This window comes from Nostoc sp. (genome assembly GCF_036919895.1).
Classification (GTDB): Bacteria; Cyanobacteriota; Cyanobacteriia; order Cyanobacteriales; family Nostocaceae; genus Nostoc.
The window spans coordinates 33932-49577 of record NZ_JBALBW010000049.1; the positions used below are offsets into that span (position 1 = coordinate 33932).

Below are 15646 nucleotides of genomic sequence, written 5' to 3' on the forward strand. Positions count from 1 at the left end.
CCAAATTAGTAAAGATATCCTCAATACCATGGTTTTTAACAAAATTAATTTTTATTTTGATTAAATTAATTTATGTAACCTGAATAAAGGATTAACTATAAATTATGACAAGTATATTTAAAAAATTATCATTATATTTTATAGTTTATTGAGAAAAAGTTTCAGCTTCAATCTAGATTCTGGTAGTCTGATTTTGTATTGTAGATGATGTTATAGAGGCACTACATGGGAATTCATAATTTGTTTGCAGCAGGTGGTGTGGTCATGTGGCCCCTGTTGGTGTTTTCGGTATTGGCAGTAGCATTGATGATTGAGCGTGTTAGATTTTGGGTAAGGATCAATCAGCGTCAAAGCCGCGTGGTGCGGGATGTTTTGAATCTCTACCGACTCGATAATCTTGTTGGTGCAATGGATAAACTTCAGAAAAACGCAGATTTGCCACTGGCAAGGATTTTTCTTGCAGCTTTAGAATTAGAAGAACCAAAGCCAGAAGAATTTCGTTTGGCATTAGAAAGCGAAGCCCAGGCTGAAATACCTGTACTTAAGCGCTTCCAAAACATTTTTGAGACAATAATTGGTCTTGCGCCCTTGTTGGGTCTTCTCGGCACTGTGTTAGGATTGATTGCCTCCTTTGCCTCCCTAAACCTTGGTGATGTGGGAGGTACAAAAACAACTGGTGTTACATCTGGGATTAGTGAAGCTTTGGTATCAACTGCATCAGGATTGGTTGTTGCAATTTTTACACTCTTGTTTGCCAATACTTTCCGGGGATTGTACCAGAGGCAAATTGCATTAATTCAAGAGTATGGGGGACAGCTAGAATTACTTTACCGTCGTCGTTATGAACGAGGAGAAAAAACTTATGCGTCTACCAGATGAACCAGAACTTCCACTACAGATCAACATCGTGCCGATGATTGATGTGATTTTTGCAATTTTGACATTTTTCATCATGTCAACTCTGTTTTTAACGCGCTCAGAAGGTTTGCCAGTAAATTTACCGAAGGCTAGCACAGCGAAACAACAGCAAGTTCCCACTAAAGTTACTATTACGGTAGATGAAAAAGAACAGATAAGTCTGAACCGTAAACCAATTGCAGTTGATGATTTGACAGAGCAAATACGCGCTTTAGTTGGTTCTAACCCAGAAGTATTAGTGATTATTAATGCTGATGAGAAAGTTGATTATGGGCGGGTAGTAGCGGTGATGGATCGGGTTCGTAAAGTTAAAGGGGCTAAGTTAGCGATCGCTACCCAAAAATAAAAAGTAGAAATATTGGACATCAGAAGTTCAGAGAGTCAGAAAAATGATATATTCTGACTCCTAACTCCTTTTTCTCTAATGATTACTACTAGCTACGCTTACACATCTGCAATTCTCGATATATAAGTTTAAATAATAATTCTTGGTGGGAATGGATAAAAAAGTGGTCGCCGTCGAACTCATGTAATGAGAAAGCCGCGATAGTCTGTTCTTGCCATGCTTGCAAAGCTTCATGACTAACGTCTTGGTCTTGCAAACCACCAAAAGCAGTAATAGGACACTCCAGTGGTTGTTTTGGAGTATAAATATAAGTTTCTAGAACTGCAAAATCTGCCCGCAAAACGGGGAGGAACATCTGCATAAGTTCCGGGTTTTCTAGCACTGCTTTCGGTGTACCATTAAGACTGCGTAGCTCGTCTTGCAAATCAGCGTCTGATAGGATGTGCAGGGGTGGTTTTATGGGTGGCAATTGCGGGGCGCGACGAGCAGAGATGAAGAGGTGAAAGGGAGCAAGACTATACTGAGAGCGAAGTAGACGAGTCAACTCAAAGCTAACTAATCCGCCCATACTGTGACCAAAGAAGGCGAATGGTTTGTCTAAGTATGGTAACAAAACTGGAGCGATCGCTTCCACAAGAGGTTCTAATCGTGTCAAAGGTGCTGACTGAATCTGTCTTCCCCGTCCTGGATATTCCACAGCACAGACTTCGACATTACTCGGTAGATTATTAGGCCAAGTGCGAAAAACTGCCGCGCTACCACCAGCGTAGGGGAAGCAAAATAAACGCAAGTTTGCTTGCGGATTTGGTTGGTGACAGATAACCCAGGAATTGAAGCTTGGTGTAGTTGTCATAATAGAGCTTAGAGTTGGATAATACAACTTTGCTTTAATTTTTAAACATACTCACTGAATAATCTTATGACAGGAATGGAATCTTTAGCCGCACAAGCCGTTAGCGGTTTAGCAGTTCCGATTTTCCAAATCCTTTGGGGAGGTAGCGGTAAACTTCTAGGAATATTTGGTAAAAGCCTAGACGAAAACACTAGGGAGATAATTTTTGCTGCATCAAAACAATATGTCCAGAACTATAAAGAACGGCATGGCATTCTCAAAGTATTAGGAATGCGTGAACCTATAAACTTGGAATCGATCTATACAGCAGTTCAGTTTTTAGGTGATGATGCTATCCGTAGTTTTGAATCTATTGAGAATTTAGAAGAAGTCTATCGCCAAGCTAAAAGCCGAAGTTTTCAATCTAATGATGGTAAAAAACAAGCAGGAATAAAAGTTGCTAACGATAAGCAATATCTGATGGTGCTGGGTGGCCCTGGTGCAGGAAAGTCTACATTTGTGCGGAAGATGGGACTAGAAGCGCTCAAAGGTAAAAAAGGAGGGTTTAAACACGCTTGCATTCCAGTTTTTATTGAATTGAAAAGGTTTGCATCCAGCAACATCAATATTGAAACGTTTATTGTTGAGGAGTTTCGTACTTGCGGCTTTCCATCACCAGATAAATTTACAGCCAAAGCTTTAGAAGATGGGAAGTTACTAATTTTGCTGCATGGTTTGGATGAAGTACCAACAAAAAACTTGACTGAGGCAATTAGTCAAATTCAAAATTTTGTTGACAAGTACGATCGAAATCGTTTTATTGCGTCCTGTCGCACGGCGGCTTATCGCAGCAATTTTCGCCGCTTTAGCGATGTCTCAATGGCAGACTTTGATGATACCCAAATTCAGCAATTTATTTATAACTGGTTTCATTGTGAAGCAGACAAACAAGCGAAGACAGGCGAGAAATGCTGGGAGTTACTGCAAAAACCAGAACATGAAGCTGCAAAAGAATTGGCGCACACACCTTTATTGCTGACATTTCTGTGTTTAGTTTATGACCGTTCCCAAAGTTTTCCAGATAATCGCAGTGTTCTTTACCGGAAGGCACTGCGGATATTGCTAGAAGAATGGGCATCAGAAAAGCGAATTCTCAGAGATGAGATTTATCAAGGACTGCATACAGAATTAGAAGAGATTTTACTATCAGAGATTGCTTATACAGGTTTTGAGTCTGACAGACTATTCTTTTCACAGCGTGATATTGTTCAGCAAATTAAAACATTTTTAGCGAGTAATCTGAATGCACCTCAACATTTAGATGGGGAATCAGTACTGAATGCGATCGCAATTCAACAAGGAATCTTGGTAGAACGAGCCGAGGATGTCTTTTCGTTCTCTCACTTAACGCTACAGGAATATTTAACAGCACAATATATTGATGACCATCGCCAAGTTGATAAGTTAGTTACTGAACATCTAATAGATAAGCGCTGGAAAGAGGTATTTTTGTTGGTAGCTGGGTTAATGCGCGGTGGTGCAGATGATTTGCTGTTGCTAATGGAAAAGGAAACGCAAAAGTATATTAACACCCCGAAGTTACAAGTTTTATTAAACTGGGCAGAACAGGTAACAGTTGGCTCGCCAGGGGATTTTAAACCTGTGGGTAAACGTGCAGTTGCGATCGCCATCGCCAACGCCTACGCCATCGCCAACGCCAACGCCATCGCCAACGCCAACGCCAACGCCTACGCCTACGCCAACGCCAACGCCAACGCCAACGCCTACGCCAACGCCATCGCCAACGCCATCGCCAACGCCATCGCCAACGCCTACGCCTACGCCAACGCCTACGCCAACGCCTACGCCAACGCCAACGCCAACGCCAACGCCAACGCCAACGCCAACGCCAACGCCAACGCCAACGCCAACGCCAACGCCAACGCCAACGCCATCGCCAACGCCATCAAATATACTGATGAACTAAAAAAATCAGAAATCTTCAATAACCTTAACTTTACTGTGCTGATTGCCCGACTAGAAGCACTTAAAGCTAGAATTCCTGATGATAAACAGCCAAGGGAAGTGCGTCTGGCATTTGCTAAACACCTGCAAAAAACCTTACTTAATGCTTTCAATCTCACCCTAGAAATGATCGATTTATCTGAGCCAGAAGCGGAAGCATTCGGCAATTATCTCTACGGCAATCATCTCATCATCCAGTGCAAACAAGCAGCAGTGCGAGTGTCACCCCAAACCTGGGAAGCGATTGAGGCGCGGATGTTGTTGGTTCCAGGTGATTAAGCAACAATAGAAAAATGGAAAGATAGCCAGATAAACGCACCATCAGTTCATCACAACAGGCTAAAGATACAAAACTCGAACCTTTACAGCAATTCTGCACTGGGAAGATGATGTTTATGTAGCTGAATGTCCAGAGGTAGGAACCGCCAGCCAAGGAGAGACGATAGAAGAAGCTATTGTTAATTTGCAAGAAGCAACGGAACTTTATTTAGAAGAGTTTCCACTTTTTAAAACAGCACCTCCTCGGTTTCTTTTTTAATGCAAGCCGATGCATCAACAATGCAAGCTGACACATTAACAATGTAAGCCGATGCATTAATAATGTAAGCCAATGCATTAACAATACAAGCCGATGCATTAACAATGTAAGCCGATGCATTAGCATTGTAGGGTATTGCCAAATTTAATTTCCTACAAATTAACGAAATGCTGTACTATAGCATTTACTAATCACATGAGGTACATCATAGTCCCCTCCTCGCTTGCGGGGAGGGGGTTGGGGGTGGGGTTCTTGTACCTCACTCAACTGAGAACCGCTATAACTTTTGTTGTTATGAATGCAAAAGCTGTGGTTTTTTCTCTTCACCTATATATATCTCATCTTCTCTGTGAATGAACACTTCAGACAATGCCTGATAAGCTTCACTCCAAGCCGCCATCACTTCTTCTGTAGCAGCTTCTCCCAAAACATCTTTCATCGCTTGCAGTAAACTTTCTCCGACAACAGGATATTGCTCTGGTGTAACATGAGTCTGCACATGACGATGGGCAATCTTTTCAACCATCGACTTTAAAGCAGGTAAATTATCAATTTGGTTAGCATAGCTATAAACTGCTGTAGCTAATCTCGCAGGCTGAGAACCATCTGCTTGAGCCGCCATCCTAAATTGTTCTCTAACCTCTGGATGGTTTTGAAACATAATTTCATACATCCGAGTTGTGATTTGCTGACCGTTCTTTTTTAAAATAGGTGCTGTAGATTTGACGATATCTATTGTTTGTTGGCTAACCATAGTTTTTTCAACCACTTGGAATATTGATTGACTTCACTTTAGTGATTATTCCTCTTGGCTACTATGAGCTAGCTCAGTTAACGAGTAATAAATGAAAATGTAAGAATGCAGGTATGTACATCGATAATTTATCAAACAACACTTGATATGCATACCATTAATCAAAAGTCAACAACAAAAGCATGGGCAGGTGCTAATGCAGAACCAGCAAAAGAATTTCCCTCTACGCAACTACCAATTATCTCTGGTAAAATTCCAGATGGTTTGCGTGGCACTCTTTACCGCAATGGCCCCGCACGACTAGAACGCGGTGGCGATGCCAACGGCGGGCTACGCCAACGCATGGGACACTGGTTTGATGGAGATGGGGCAATTCTGGCTATAAATTTTACCGATGCAGTTGCAACCGGAGTTTATCGCTACGTGCAAACCTCTGGCTATCAAGAAGAAACCGCAGCAGGTAAACTACTCTACGGCAATTATGGGATGACTGCACCAGGGCTAATTTGGAATCAATGGCAAAAGCCCCTCAAGAATACTGCCAACACCTCAGTACTAGCACTTCCAGATAAACTTTTGGCACTGTGGGAAGCTGGTAAACCCCACGCCCTCGATTTAGAAACTTTAGAAACTTTGGGTGAAGATGACTTAGGAGGATTAACAAAAGGATTAAACTATTCCGCGCATTGTAAGCGTGATAAGCAAACAGGGGAGATTTTTAACTTTGGCATCAGCCCTGGACAAAATGCGACGCTGAATATTTACAAAAGTGATTCCACTGGGCGGATTATCCAACAAGCGGCATACCAGCTAGATGGTGTACCATTGGTGCATGATTTTGTTTTAGCAGGACAGTATATTGTATTTTTCATTCCGCCAGTAAGGTTAAGTGTTTTAGCCCTGCTAATAGGAATAAATAACTACAGTGATTCTCTAAAGTGGCAACCTCAATTAGGAACTCAGATTTTAGTTATCGATCGGGAAACTTTATCTGTGGTGAGTCGTGGAGAAACCGAACCTTGGTTTCAATGGCATTTTTCTAATGGTTATGTAGATGCTAGTGGTTCAGTAATTGTGGATGTTGCCCGTTATGAAGATTTTCAAACTAACCAATATCTTAAGGAAGTAGCAACAGGTAAGACTCACACACCAGCGAAAAGTACACTAACACAAGTTCATCTCCATCCTCAAACTGGCAAAGTTACATCAATTCAGCAACTATTAAACGAACATTGTGAGTTTCCGACTGTACCACAGCAACATGTAGGGCAAGCTTCGCGGTACACATATATGTCAAAATTCCGTTCAGGAACAGATATTAGCCAAGAAATATTAAATGCGATCGCTCGTTTCGACCACAAGACCGAAACCCTAACTGAAGCAGACTTTGGAGAAAACCATTATCCCTCAGAACCCATCCACGCCCAAGATACCCAAAACCCCGAACAAGGTTGGTTGCTAACCGTCGTCTACGATGGTAATTCTCATCGTAGCGAAGTTTGGGTATTTGATAGCGATCGCTTGGATGCCGAACCAGTTTGCAAACTAGGATTACCTACCGTCATTCCCCACAGCTTCCACGGCACCTGGAACCCAGCCAAATAACCCTTGCGTTTCTACAGCATTAAAACAACAACACTAAGTAAAAACCCATAGCATTGAGCAGACATAATTAATCGCATCCGTTCAATTGATTAATCGGGTGCGATTAATTATGTGGTCATTATTCACTACTCTATAAAATATTTGTTGGCTGGGCATCGCCCAGCCAACAAATATTATCCAATTACCTCAGCAGTCTTCTTCTTATCCAACTTGAGAATCAACACTCCCAAAGGTGGCAAACACAAATCCAGCGAATAGGGACGACTGTGCAAAGACCAATCATCCGTCCACTTACCACCTAAATTGCCCATATTGCTGCCACCATACTGACGCGCATCACTATTGAACAACTCAGTATAAAATCCCTTTTGTGGTACACCGATGCGGTAATGAGAATGGGGTTGCGGTGTAAAATTGCAAACCACGATCGCAAAATCATCAGAATCCTTGTCACGACGCATGAAAGAAACTACACTATGGCGATTATCGCTACAGTCAATCCACTCAAACCCAGGTTCAGCAAAATCCTGAGTGTACAAAACTGGTTCAGAACGGTAGAGATGGTTCAATTCCCGGAAAAACGTTTTTAACTGTTGGTGAGCTTCATGCTGCAATAAATGCCACTCCAAATCTGCCCAAGCATTCCACTCACTCCACTGCCCAAACTCCATACTCATAAACATGGTTTTCTTGCCTGGGTGAGCAAACATATAGCTAAATAAACAACGCACATTAGCTAACTTCTGCCATGTATCCCCCGGCATTTTACCGATGATATTCTTCTTGCCATGCACCACTTCATCGTGAGACAGGGCCAGCATGAAGTTTTCACTGTGGTTGTACCACATACTAAAAGTGATATTGTTTTGGTGGAACTGACGGAACCAGGGATCCATGCTGAAATAATCCAGCATATCGTGCATCCACCCCATATCCCACTTCAAGTTAAAGCCTAATCCGCCTGTGTAGGTGGGCCAAGATACCATTGGCCAAGAAGTAGATTCTTCAGCAATTGAGAGAATGCCAGGGAAATAGCTAAAGATAGTGTGATTTACCTGACGCAGAAAATCTGCTGCTTCTAGGTTTTCTCTGCCACCATACTGATTTGGCAGCCATTCTCCTGGTTCGCGGCAATAGTCGTTATAGAGCATCGAGGCAACAGCATCGACACGAATCCCGTCAATATGATACTTGTCAAACCAAAAGAGGGCATTTGCTGCTAAGAAATTACAGACTTCATGGCGACCGTAGTTGAACACCAAAGTACCCCATCCTTTGTGTTCGCCTTTGCGGGGGTCAGCGTGTTCGTAGAGGTGGCTACCATCAAAGAAAGCTAAACCATGTCCATCTTTGGGGAAGTGGCCAGGAACCCAATCTACAATTATCCCTAGATCGTTTTGGTGACATTTGTCAACAAAATACATGAAATCTTCGGGGCTGCCAAAACGGGAGGTGGGGGCATAGTACCCAGTTACTTGATAACCCCAAGAACCATCAAAGGGATGCTCCGCAATGGGAAGTATTTCTATATGGGTGTATCCCAATTCTTTGATGTATGGAATAAGTCGCTCGGCTAGTTCCCGATAGGTAAGGAAACGTGCGCCCGGCTTAAGTTCAGAAACAACAACTACCGGTTCAGTTTCACCATTTGGCAGTTTAGCAGGTTCGGCACTGGAAGCGTGTAACCAAGAGCCTAAATGCACTTCATAAACTGAGACAGGCTGGGTAAGTGGTTCGGTGCGCCGCCGCTTTGCCATCCAGTCTTCATCATCCCAAGTATAAGCATCTAAGTCAGTGACAATAGATGCTGTCTTCGGGCGGGCTTCCTGCTGGAAACCGTAGGGATCGGATTTTTCGTAAATGTGTCCTTCAAAATTTTTGATTTCATATTTGTAATGCTCTCCCACACCGATTTCAGGAATAAACAACTCCCAAATTCCAGTGGGGCCTTTACGCATTTGGTGTTTCCGCCCATCCCAGAGGTTGAAATCTCCGAGCAATGAAACATTACGGGCGTTGGGTGCCCAAACTGCAAAATAAACGCCTTTAACACCGCCTATTTCCGTGGGGTGCGCTCCCAATTTTTCGTATATTCGGTGATGGTTCCCTTCACTAAACAAATGCAAATCAAAGTCTGTCAAGTTGGGAGAGCGGAAGGCGTAAGGGTCATAAGTTACACGCTCATTTTCCCCTTCCTTAATCCGTAACTGGTAGTTTGCCAGTTCTGCGGTTTCAATGGTGCATTCAAAAAAGTGGGGATGATGCACTGCTTGCATTGGGTATTCTTTGCGTTGTTCAGGAAGAACGACCCATACTGCACTTGCATTTGGTAGGTAGGCCCGCACAGCCCAGACAGTTTTGCCGTCTTGTTGTATGAGATGAGAACCTAGTATTTCAAAGGGGTCGTTGTGCTGATTCCAAACGATGCTGTTAACCTGTTCAGGGGCGATCGTGGTCATGGACATGAAGCTACCTACGTAAAATAACGTGATTGACTAAATCTACTTTTTTAATATCTATATATATTCTTTACATTTATTTGCAATTTTGTCGCCACCGTTATCGTACCTCAGAATGGGATTTTGGGTATGGGGCATTGGGAATAGGGAATTGAGGAAATATCTTGACTTTTCAACCTTGAGTAATTATTAATTTATCAAAAATTTAAAAACGGGAAAAACTGAAATAATGTTTTACGTAGACGAAGCAAGAAAATCTGTTCCCGAATTTTGGGGTCTAGTTTTGGTGGTGGGACTTTTTGTAGCTGCGCTTGTAATTGAATATATTCGGCAGCTGTTAGGAATCTTCCATCAATTGGCGATCGCGCTTCTATGATAATCTGTGTCCGTAATATTTCTTCTGGTATATCCTCTGGTGGGGGTAATGCTATGACTACTGACGATCCCCAATAGCCATTCAACACAAAAAAACTTGCAACGATCGCAACTAGACCCAGAAATTTTACCGTTTTTCTTGCTTTAACTCTCCCCATCTCTTGAACTGCGTTCACAACGCAGCATGAAAATCTGTTTTCCCCATGCCCAATCTATGTTCCCAATAAAAATCTGGCAATATCAAGGGACATGACCAGTCCTCTCTTAATAGAGAATAGACTACGGGGAATGCTCTTGAGCAATTGCCAGCGATCGCAATAATTATTTATGTCCTCTCAAAACTCAGGAGTCTAAGCCATTCTAAATGCTAAATCTGGCTTAGATTTACGGAACTAAACTCCCTTTTACTCGGAATAAGGTTCGGTCAGGCGAGAATTTCAGGCGGACACTTGGTTGAGGGGGTAATCCTCATTACCAGTGTCCTTTACTTGCTGCCCTACTTAGCTAATGGCTGATATTTGAGCAAACTCTAGGCTCTGATCCACCAACAGGGAGATACAGGTTTTTAGATGAACCTAATTAATTCAACCTATATGGTGACGAGCGTTGTTACTAAACTGTTTTGGGCATGATTTAAACTTAAGCTTAAAATGCCTTATTTAGGAGTAGCTGCGGGAGTAGCAGGTGTAGTAACAGGAGGTTTAGCTCCAGCAGGAGGTGCATCAGTTGGTTCACCTGTAGCAGCTGGAGTACTAGTACCACCACCAGCACCACCACCGCCTTCACAGGCTCCGAGAATTGTAGCTAGACTTAAGATTAATGCCAAACCAAAGACTTTTGTTTTCATAACTCCTCTTTCACCAATTGTGGCTAGAACAATTTTTCGCCTGTTGAATACGATACCGTATTTATTGCTTTTTTTTAGTGCTGTGAGATTACATACTCAAAAAAACAATCTTTTGGGGTATTCTTTTTCGGATTACGTATCATACAGCCATCTGATTAGTTTCTCTTAACTCAAGAGCAAAAGGGAAATTACCAAATTTTTTAGCAAACCGAGTTATCATAGCAAAAAATTTTATTTTTTTCACGGAGTATTGCACCTTGCTGCCCCGCGTTGCCATCCTTTAGGTGCGATACCTAAAGGGCAAGCTGTCCAGTTTCTAATCACTGATTGCAAACATTGGTACAGCTACCTATCAGAATACTTAAAAGGGTGTAGTCTGTTATGTGTGCTTGTTGCACAGAAGGTAATTTCAACTCAGCAAAAACATCCAATCAAGAAAATCAATCTAAAGTACAGTATTTCCCATCTAAAAAAAATTATGGTAGTTGCTCGTAAATCTGCTGTTTCTACAAGGGGTAATTGGTTCCGGCGAGATTCTATTTTCTCTTTAGGTAGGCGACGCTCTAAGCCTATGGAGTTAGCAGCACGGAGCGCTTCTACACCAGCTACCCAAGCTACACCCATATCCTCTCAAAGACAACAGCATTCCTCGAAAAATTTAGCGGCTTCTTCCACAAATAAGGTAGTTATGCCCAAATCGTTGAAAGAGTTGGGTAGACAACAAGTGCCAAATCTAAATCAGCAGTCCAGTGCGACTCAAAAGAGTTCAGGGGGAGATTTTCTTCGCCTTCCCACCATGCCTAATTCGGGAGCAGCACCTTTATGGTTATTGCGCTTGTATACTTTTCATCGTTATTCAACAGTTTTGGCGTTTTTTTTAGTAGCATCGACACTTGCTGTTTATGGATGGACAGTATATTCCCAAGAGCTTTGGAGTAAGTCATATCGCAGACTGCAAAACCTCCAACGTCATGAGCGCCTGCTAACGACAACCAACGCCACGCTGACAAATAAAATGGCTAAGGAAGCAGAACAACCAACAGCAGGGCTGGTGTTACCAACTCCTCAAGGGATGATTTTCTTGCCTCCAGCATCTCATAGTCCTAAGCCAGCATCGTCTAACACAACGTCAAATTCTGAAACGCAACAGCAAACGCTCTCGCCACTGGGATATTAAGGTTAAGGGTCATTAGTCATTGGTCATTAGTGATTATTGATTGCTCATTAAGTTTCAGACAAACAGAGAAGTCTTTAGGTTGTTCTCCCGTAAGGTGCGCCAAAAGCCAACGCTCAGAACTTCTCCTAACAGAGACACTCTTGCTAGTTTGCTTAAGAGTAGAGGTACGAGGACAAATGACAAATGACAAAGGACAAACCCAATGCAGAAGTCACCAAGTAAAACAAAATTCAGAAAGTTTCGGAATCCGGCATTCCAAAAACGACAGAAAGGTTCTAAACGAGGGTTGTTGGAGACACTTGCCTCTAATATCCAAGAACAAACATCTGATACCAAGTCTCGACTGTTTATAGTATGGGGCGCATTAATGACAGCAGGGTTAGGGTTGGGGATCAACTTGTATAACCTGCAAATTGTCAAGGGGCAAAAGTTAACAGAGCAAGCACGAAACCAGCAAATGGTGAATTTGCGACCTTTTATGCCCCGTCGTCCGGTGGTAGATCGCAATAGTAATCTGTTGGCAATTGACCGTCCTGTATATACTTTGTACGCTCATCCCAAGTTATTTGATAAGTCTAATGAAGAGATGGCAGAGCAACTTGCCCCAATATTGGCAAAAGATACAGCTGAATTAGTGAAAACTTTTCAAAGCAAAAGAAGCGGAATTATCCTTGCCCCAGCCTTACCGGAAGAAATTATCGATCGCGTGACTTCTTTGCGCTTAAATGGCTTGGAGTTAATTCAAAAATACTCCCGATTTTATCCGCCAGACGATTTAGTTTCTGATGTGGTGGGTTATGTGAATGTTGACCGTCGTGGTCAAGCAGGTGTGGAATATTCTCAAGAGAAGTTTTTAGAACGTCCTGTGCAAACGGTGCGGCTCAGTCGCTCTGGTAATGGGTCTGTGATGCCCGATCGTGCGCCTGAAGGTTTTCTGCACTTTGATGATTTGCGGCTGCAACTCACTATTGATAGCCGTCTGCAACGGATTGCTAGCCTTGCGCTCAAACAACAGATGGATAAGTTTGACGCTAAACGGGGGGCAGTAATTGTGATGGATGCGTTGGATGGTTCCTTACTCGCCCTCGTTTCTCAACCTACCTATAACCCTAATGAATACTCTAAAGCTAATATTTCACTATTTAAAAACTGGACGGTAGCGGATCTTTATGAACCGGGATCGACTTTTAAGCCTTTGAATGTGGCGATCGCTCTGGAAAATGGCATTATTAAACCAGATGATATGTTTAATGACTCCGGTTCTATTCGGGTAGCTAATTACACCATCAAAAATGCGATGAATAATGGTAATGGGCGAATCAGCATCGCTCAGATTTTACAATATTCCAGCAATATTGGCATGGTGCAAATTATCCAACGCTTAAAGCCTTCAATCTACTACAACTGGCTAGAACGCTTGGGGCTAGGACAAAAAGTTGATACAGATTTACCTTTTGAAGTTGGCGGTCGCCTCAAAAGTCAAGAAGAATTTATCGCTTCGCCAATTGAACCAGCTACTACTTCCTTTGGGCAAGGCTTTTCTATGACCCCGTTACAGCTAGTACAAATGCACGGCGCTTTAGCCAATGGCGGTAAGTTGGTAACACCCCATGTAGTTCGAGGGCTGATTGATAGCAAGGGGCAGATGCATGATTCACCCACTCATCCCATCCCCCGCCAAATTTTTTCAACTGCAACAACTCAAAAGGTTGTGGAAATGATGGAAACTGTTGTTAATGAAGGCAGTGGTAAGGCGGCACAAATTCCCGGATATCGCATTGCTGGTAAAACTGGTACTGCCCAAAAAGCTAGTCCTAATGGCGGCTACATCAAGGGTGCTAGAATGACCAGTTTCGTGGCTATTTTACCAGTGGAATCTCCTCGCTATGTAGTGTTTGCACTGGTAGATGAGCCAAAAGGAGAAAGTGCTTATGGTTCTACTGTCGCCGCACCAATTGTCAAGTCGGTAATTGAAGCGCTGATTCCTCTTGAGGAAATTCCGCCTAGTAAGGCATTTGAGCAACAGCCGAAAGCGCCATAGAGAGTGGGGATTCAAAATTCAAAATGACGCTCTCTACGAGACGCTAAAAGCGAACGCCGGACTCGCTCTAAGTGTTGGCGAAGCCTCTCGTTCACAAAGTGTCTCCGATAGGAGAAGAGAAGGCTTTACGCTGCGCTAACAAAATTCAAAATTCAAGTTGCGATCGCTGATAATGGCATAGGAATGAGTAAACATCACCCTATCCCAAAAACAGCTTATATGCTGGATTCTTGTTTTCATCCCAATAACGATAGCCCAGGTTATCGAGAAAAGCTTGCCACTCTCCCATCTCGTGGGGGGGAACCTGGATACCAACAACAATTCGTCCGTAGTCTGCGCCGTTGTTGCGGTAGTGAAAAAGACTAATATTCCAATCGGGACTCATGGAAGTCACAAATTTCATCAATGCGCCAGGACGTTCGGGAAACTCAAAACGGTAGAGTAATTCATTGTGAGCTAGGGGAGAATGCCCACCCACCATGTGCCGCAGATGTAATTTCGTCAGTTCGTCGTCTGTTAAATCAAGGGTTTCAAATCCATTAGCTTCAAAGGTTTCTACCATCTTGACAGCATCAGCACGGTTTTGAATTTGCACACCGACAAAAATATGGGCTGTTTGTTCATCAGCAATGCGATAATTAAATTCAGTAAGATTCCGGTTGCCAATACATTCACAAAACTGGCGAATACTTCCCCGTTGTTCAGGAATTGTAACTGCAAAGATGGCTTCGCGACGTTCGCCTAACTCTGCCCGTTCTGCCACAAAGCGGAGGCGATCGAAATTCATGTTTGCACCGCAAGCTACGGCAATTAAGGTTTGTCCCTCGATTTGTTCTCGTTCAGCGTATGCTTTGGCCGCTGCGATCGCCAATGCACCAGCTGGTTCTAAAATAGATCGCGTATCCTCAAACACGTCTTTAATCGCAGCACAAGTATCGTCTGTACCCACCAAAATAATTTCATCTACATACTGCTGACACAAACGGAAGGTTTCTTCACCTACTTCCCGCACCGCCACGCCATCAGCAAATAACCCCACTTGGGATAAGCGCACCCGATGTCCAGCTTTCAGCGATTGAGACATAGCATCAGCGTCTACAGGTTCAACGCCAATAATTTTGATTTCAGGACGCAATCGTTTCACATAAGCCCCAATCCCAGAAATCAATCCGCCCCCTCCAATGGCGACAAAAATTGCATGGATGGGTTGCTGATATTGTCGTAAAATTTCCATGCCGATGGTTCCCTGTCCAGCAATTACATGGGGATCGTCAAAGGGATGAATAAAGGTCAAACCTTTTTCTACTTCTAATTCACGGGCATAGCTATAAGCATCGTCGTAAGTGTTTCCATGTAACACAACCGCCCCGCCCCTCATTCTCACCGCATCTACCTTGACTTGGGGTGTGGTTATTGGCATGACGATAATCGCTTTGGTTCCCAAGCGATTGGCTGCAAGGGCAACTCCTTGAGCGTGGTTCCCCGCAGATGCGGCAATTACACCCTTCGCCAATATATCTGGTGGTAGTTGCACCATCTTGTTATAAGCACCCCGCAGTTTAAAGGAAAATACTGACTGCATATCCTCACGTTTCAAAAGGAGTTGATTATTTAGCCGCGCAGAAAGATTTGGCGCATACTCCAGTGGTGTTTCCTGGGCAACATCATATACACGGGCAGTCAGGATTTGGATGAGGTAGTCGCAATACATGGGTGTCAAGGTGTGAGC

At 43.1% G+C, this 15646-nt stretch carries 13 protein-coding genes; 6 read left to right on the plus strand and 7 right to left on the minus strand.

From position 1 onward, the window contains the following. Positions 1-225: 225 nt before the first annotated feature. Complete coding sequence (locus V7K55_RS08590) at positions 226-879, plus strand: MotA/TolQ/ExbB proton channel family protein (protein ID WP_334830145.1); 654 nt, start codon at positions 226-228, stop codon at positions 877-879. Then, a complete protein-coding gene (locus V7K55_RS08595; protein ID WP_334830147.1) occupies positions 863-1264 on the plus strand; it encodes an ExbD/TolR family protein in 402 nt (133 codons plus the stop codon). Before V7K55_RS08590 ends, V7K55_RS08595 begins: the two co-directional genes overlap by 17 nt. Before the next feature lie 88 nt (positions 1265-1352). Here the strand turns inward: V7K55_RS08595 and V7K55_RS08600 are convergent, their stop codons facing one another. Then, positions 1353-2117: a thioesterase II family protein gene (locus V7K55_RS08600; RefSeq protein ID WP_334830149.1), complete on the minus strand. Its 765-nt coding sequence runs from the start codon at positions 2115-2117 to the stop codon at positions 1353-1355. A 66-nt stretch (positions 2118-2183) separates the two neighbouring features. Between V7K55_RS08600 and V7K55_RS08605 the strand changes: the two genes are divergently transcribed. Next, positions 2184-4400, plus strand: coding sequence for an NACHT domain-containing protein (locus V7K55_RS08605; protein ID WP_334830151.1), 2217 nt, complete (start codon positions 2184-2186; stop codon positions 4398-4400). 227 nt (positions 4401-4627) lie between these two features. Here the strand turns inward: V7K55_RS08605 and V7K55_RS08610 are convergent, their stop codons facing one another. Further along, positions 4628-4801, minus strand: a complete 174-nt coding sequence (locus tag V7K55_RS08610) for a hypothetical protein (RefSeq protein WP_334830153.1) — start codon at positions 4799-4801, stop codon at positions 4628-4630. A 150-nt stretch (positions 4802-4951) separates the two neighbouring features. Continuing rightward, positions 4952-5413 carry a globin domain-containing protein gene (locus V7K55_RS08615; RefSeq protein WP_334830155.1) on the minus strand — a complete coding sequence of 154 codons (462 nt, stop codon included), beginning with the start codon at positions 5411-5413 and terminating at the stop codon, positions 4952-4954. A 147-nt stretch (positions 5414-5560) separates the two neighbouring features. Here V7K55_RS08615 and V7K55_RS08620 point away from each other — a divergent pair, with 147 nt between their 5' ends. Beyond that, entirely contained in the window at positions 5561-7018 is a 1458-nt protein-coding gene (locus V7K55_RS08620; protein ID WP_334830157.1) for a carotenoid oxygenase family protein, read from the plus strand. Positions 7019-7191: 173 nt separating this feature from the next. Here V7K55_RS08620 and glgB read toward each other — a convergent pair whose 3' ends face one another. From glgB to V7K55_RS08635, 3 genes are all read right to left on the minus strand, one after another. Next, entirely contained in the window at positions 7192-9483 is a 2292-nt protein-coding gene (gene glgB, locus V7K55_RS08625; protein WP_334830158.1) for a 1,4-alpha-glucan branching enzyme, read from the minus strand. A 191-nt stretch (positions 9484-9674) separates the two neighbouring features. Next, entirely contained in the window at positions 9675-10010 is a 336-nt protein-coding gene (locus tag V7K55_RS08630; protein ID WP_334830338.1) for a hypothetical protein, read from the minus strand. Positions 10011-10507: 497 nt separating this feature from the next. Continuing rightward, positions 10508-10699, minus strand: a complete 192-nt coding sequence (locus V7K55_RS08635; RefSeq protein WP_334830160.1) for a hypothetical protein — start codon at positions 10697-10699, stop codon at positions 10508-10510. A gap of 478 nt (positions 10700-11177) precedes the next feature. On the opposite strand from V7K55_RS08635, the gene V7K55_RS08640 reads away from it, so the two are divergent. Together V7K55_RS08640 and V7K55_RS08645 are read left to right on the plus strand one after the other, a co-directional pair. Continuing rightward, positions 11178-11876: a hypothetical protein gene (locus V7K55_RS08640; protein ID WP_334830162.1), complete on the plus strand. Its 699-nt coding sequence runs from the start codon at positions 11178-11180 to the stop codon at positions 11874-11876. A 202-nt stretch (positions 11877-12078) separates the two neighbouring features. Further along, a complete protein-coding gene (locus V7K55_RS08645) occupies positions 12079-13917 on the plus strand; it encodes a peptidoglycan D,D-transpeptidase FtsI family protein (RefSeq protein ID WP_334830164.1) in 1839 nt (612 codons plus the stop codon). Positions 13918-14116: 199 nt separating this feature from the next. Here V7K55_RS08645 and ilvA read toward each other — a convergent pair whose 3' ends face one another. Next, complete coding sequence (ilvA, locus tag V7K55_RS08650) at positions 14117-15628, minus strand: threonine ammonia-lyase, biosynthetic (RefSeq protein WP_334830166.1); 1512 nt, start codon at positions 15626-15628, stop codon at positions 14117-14119. Positions 15629-15646: the final 18 nt, after the last annotated feature.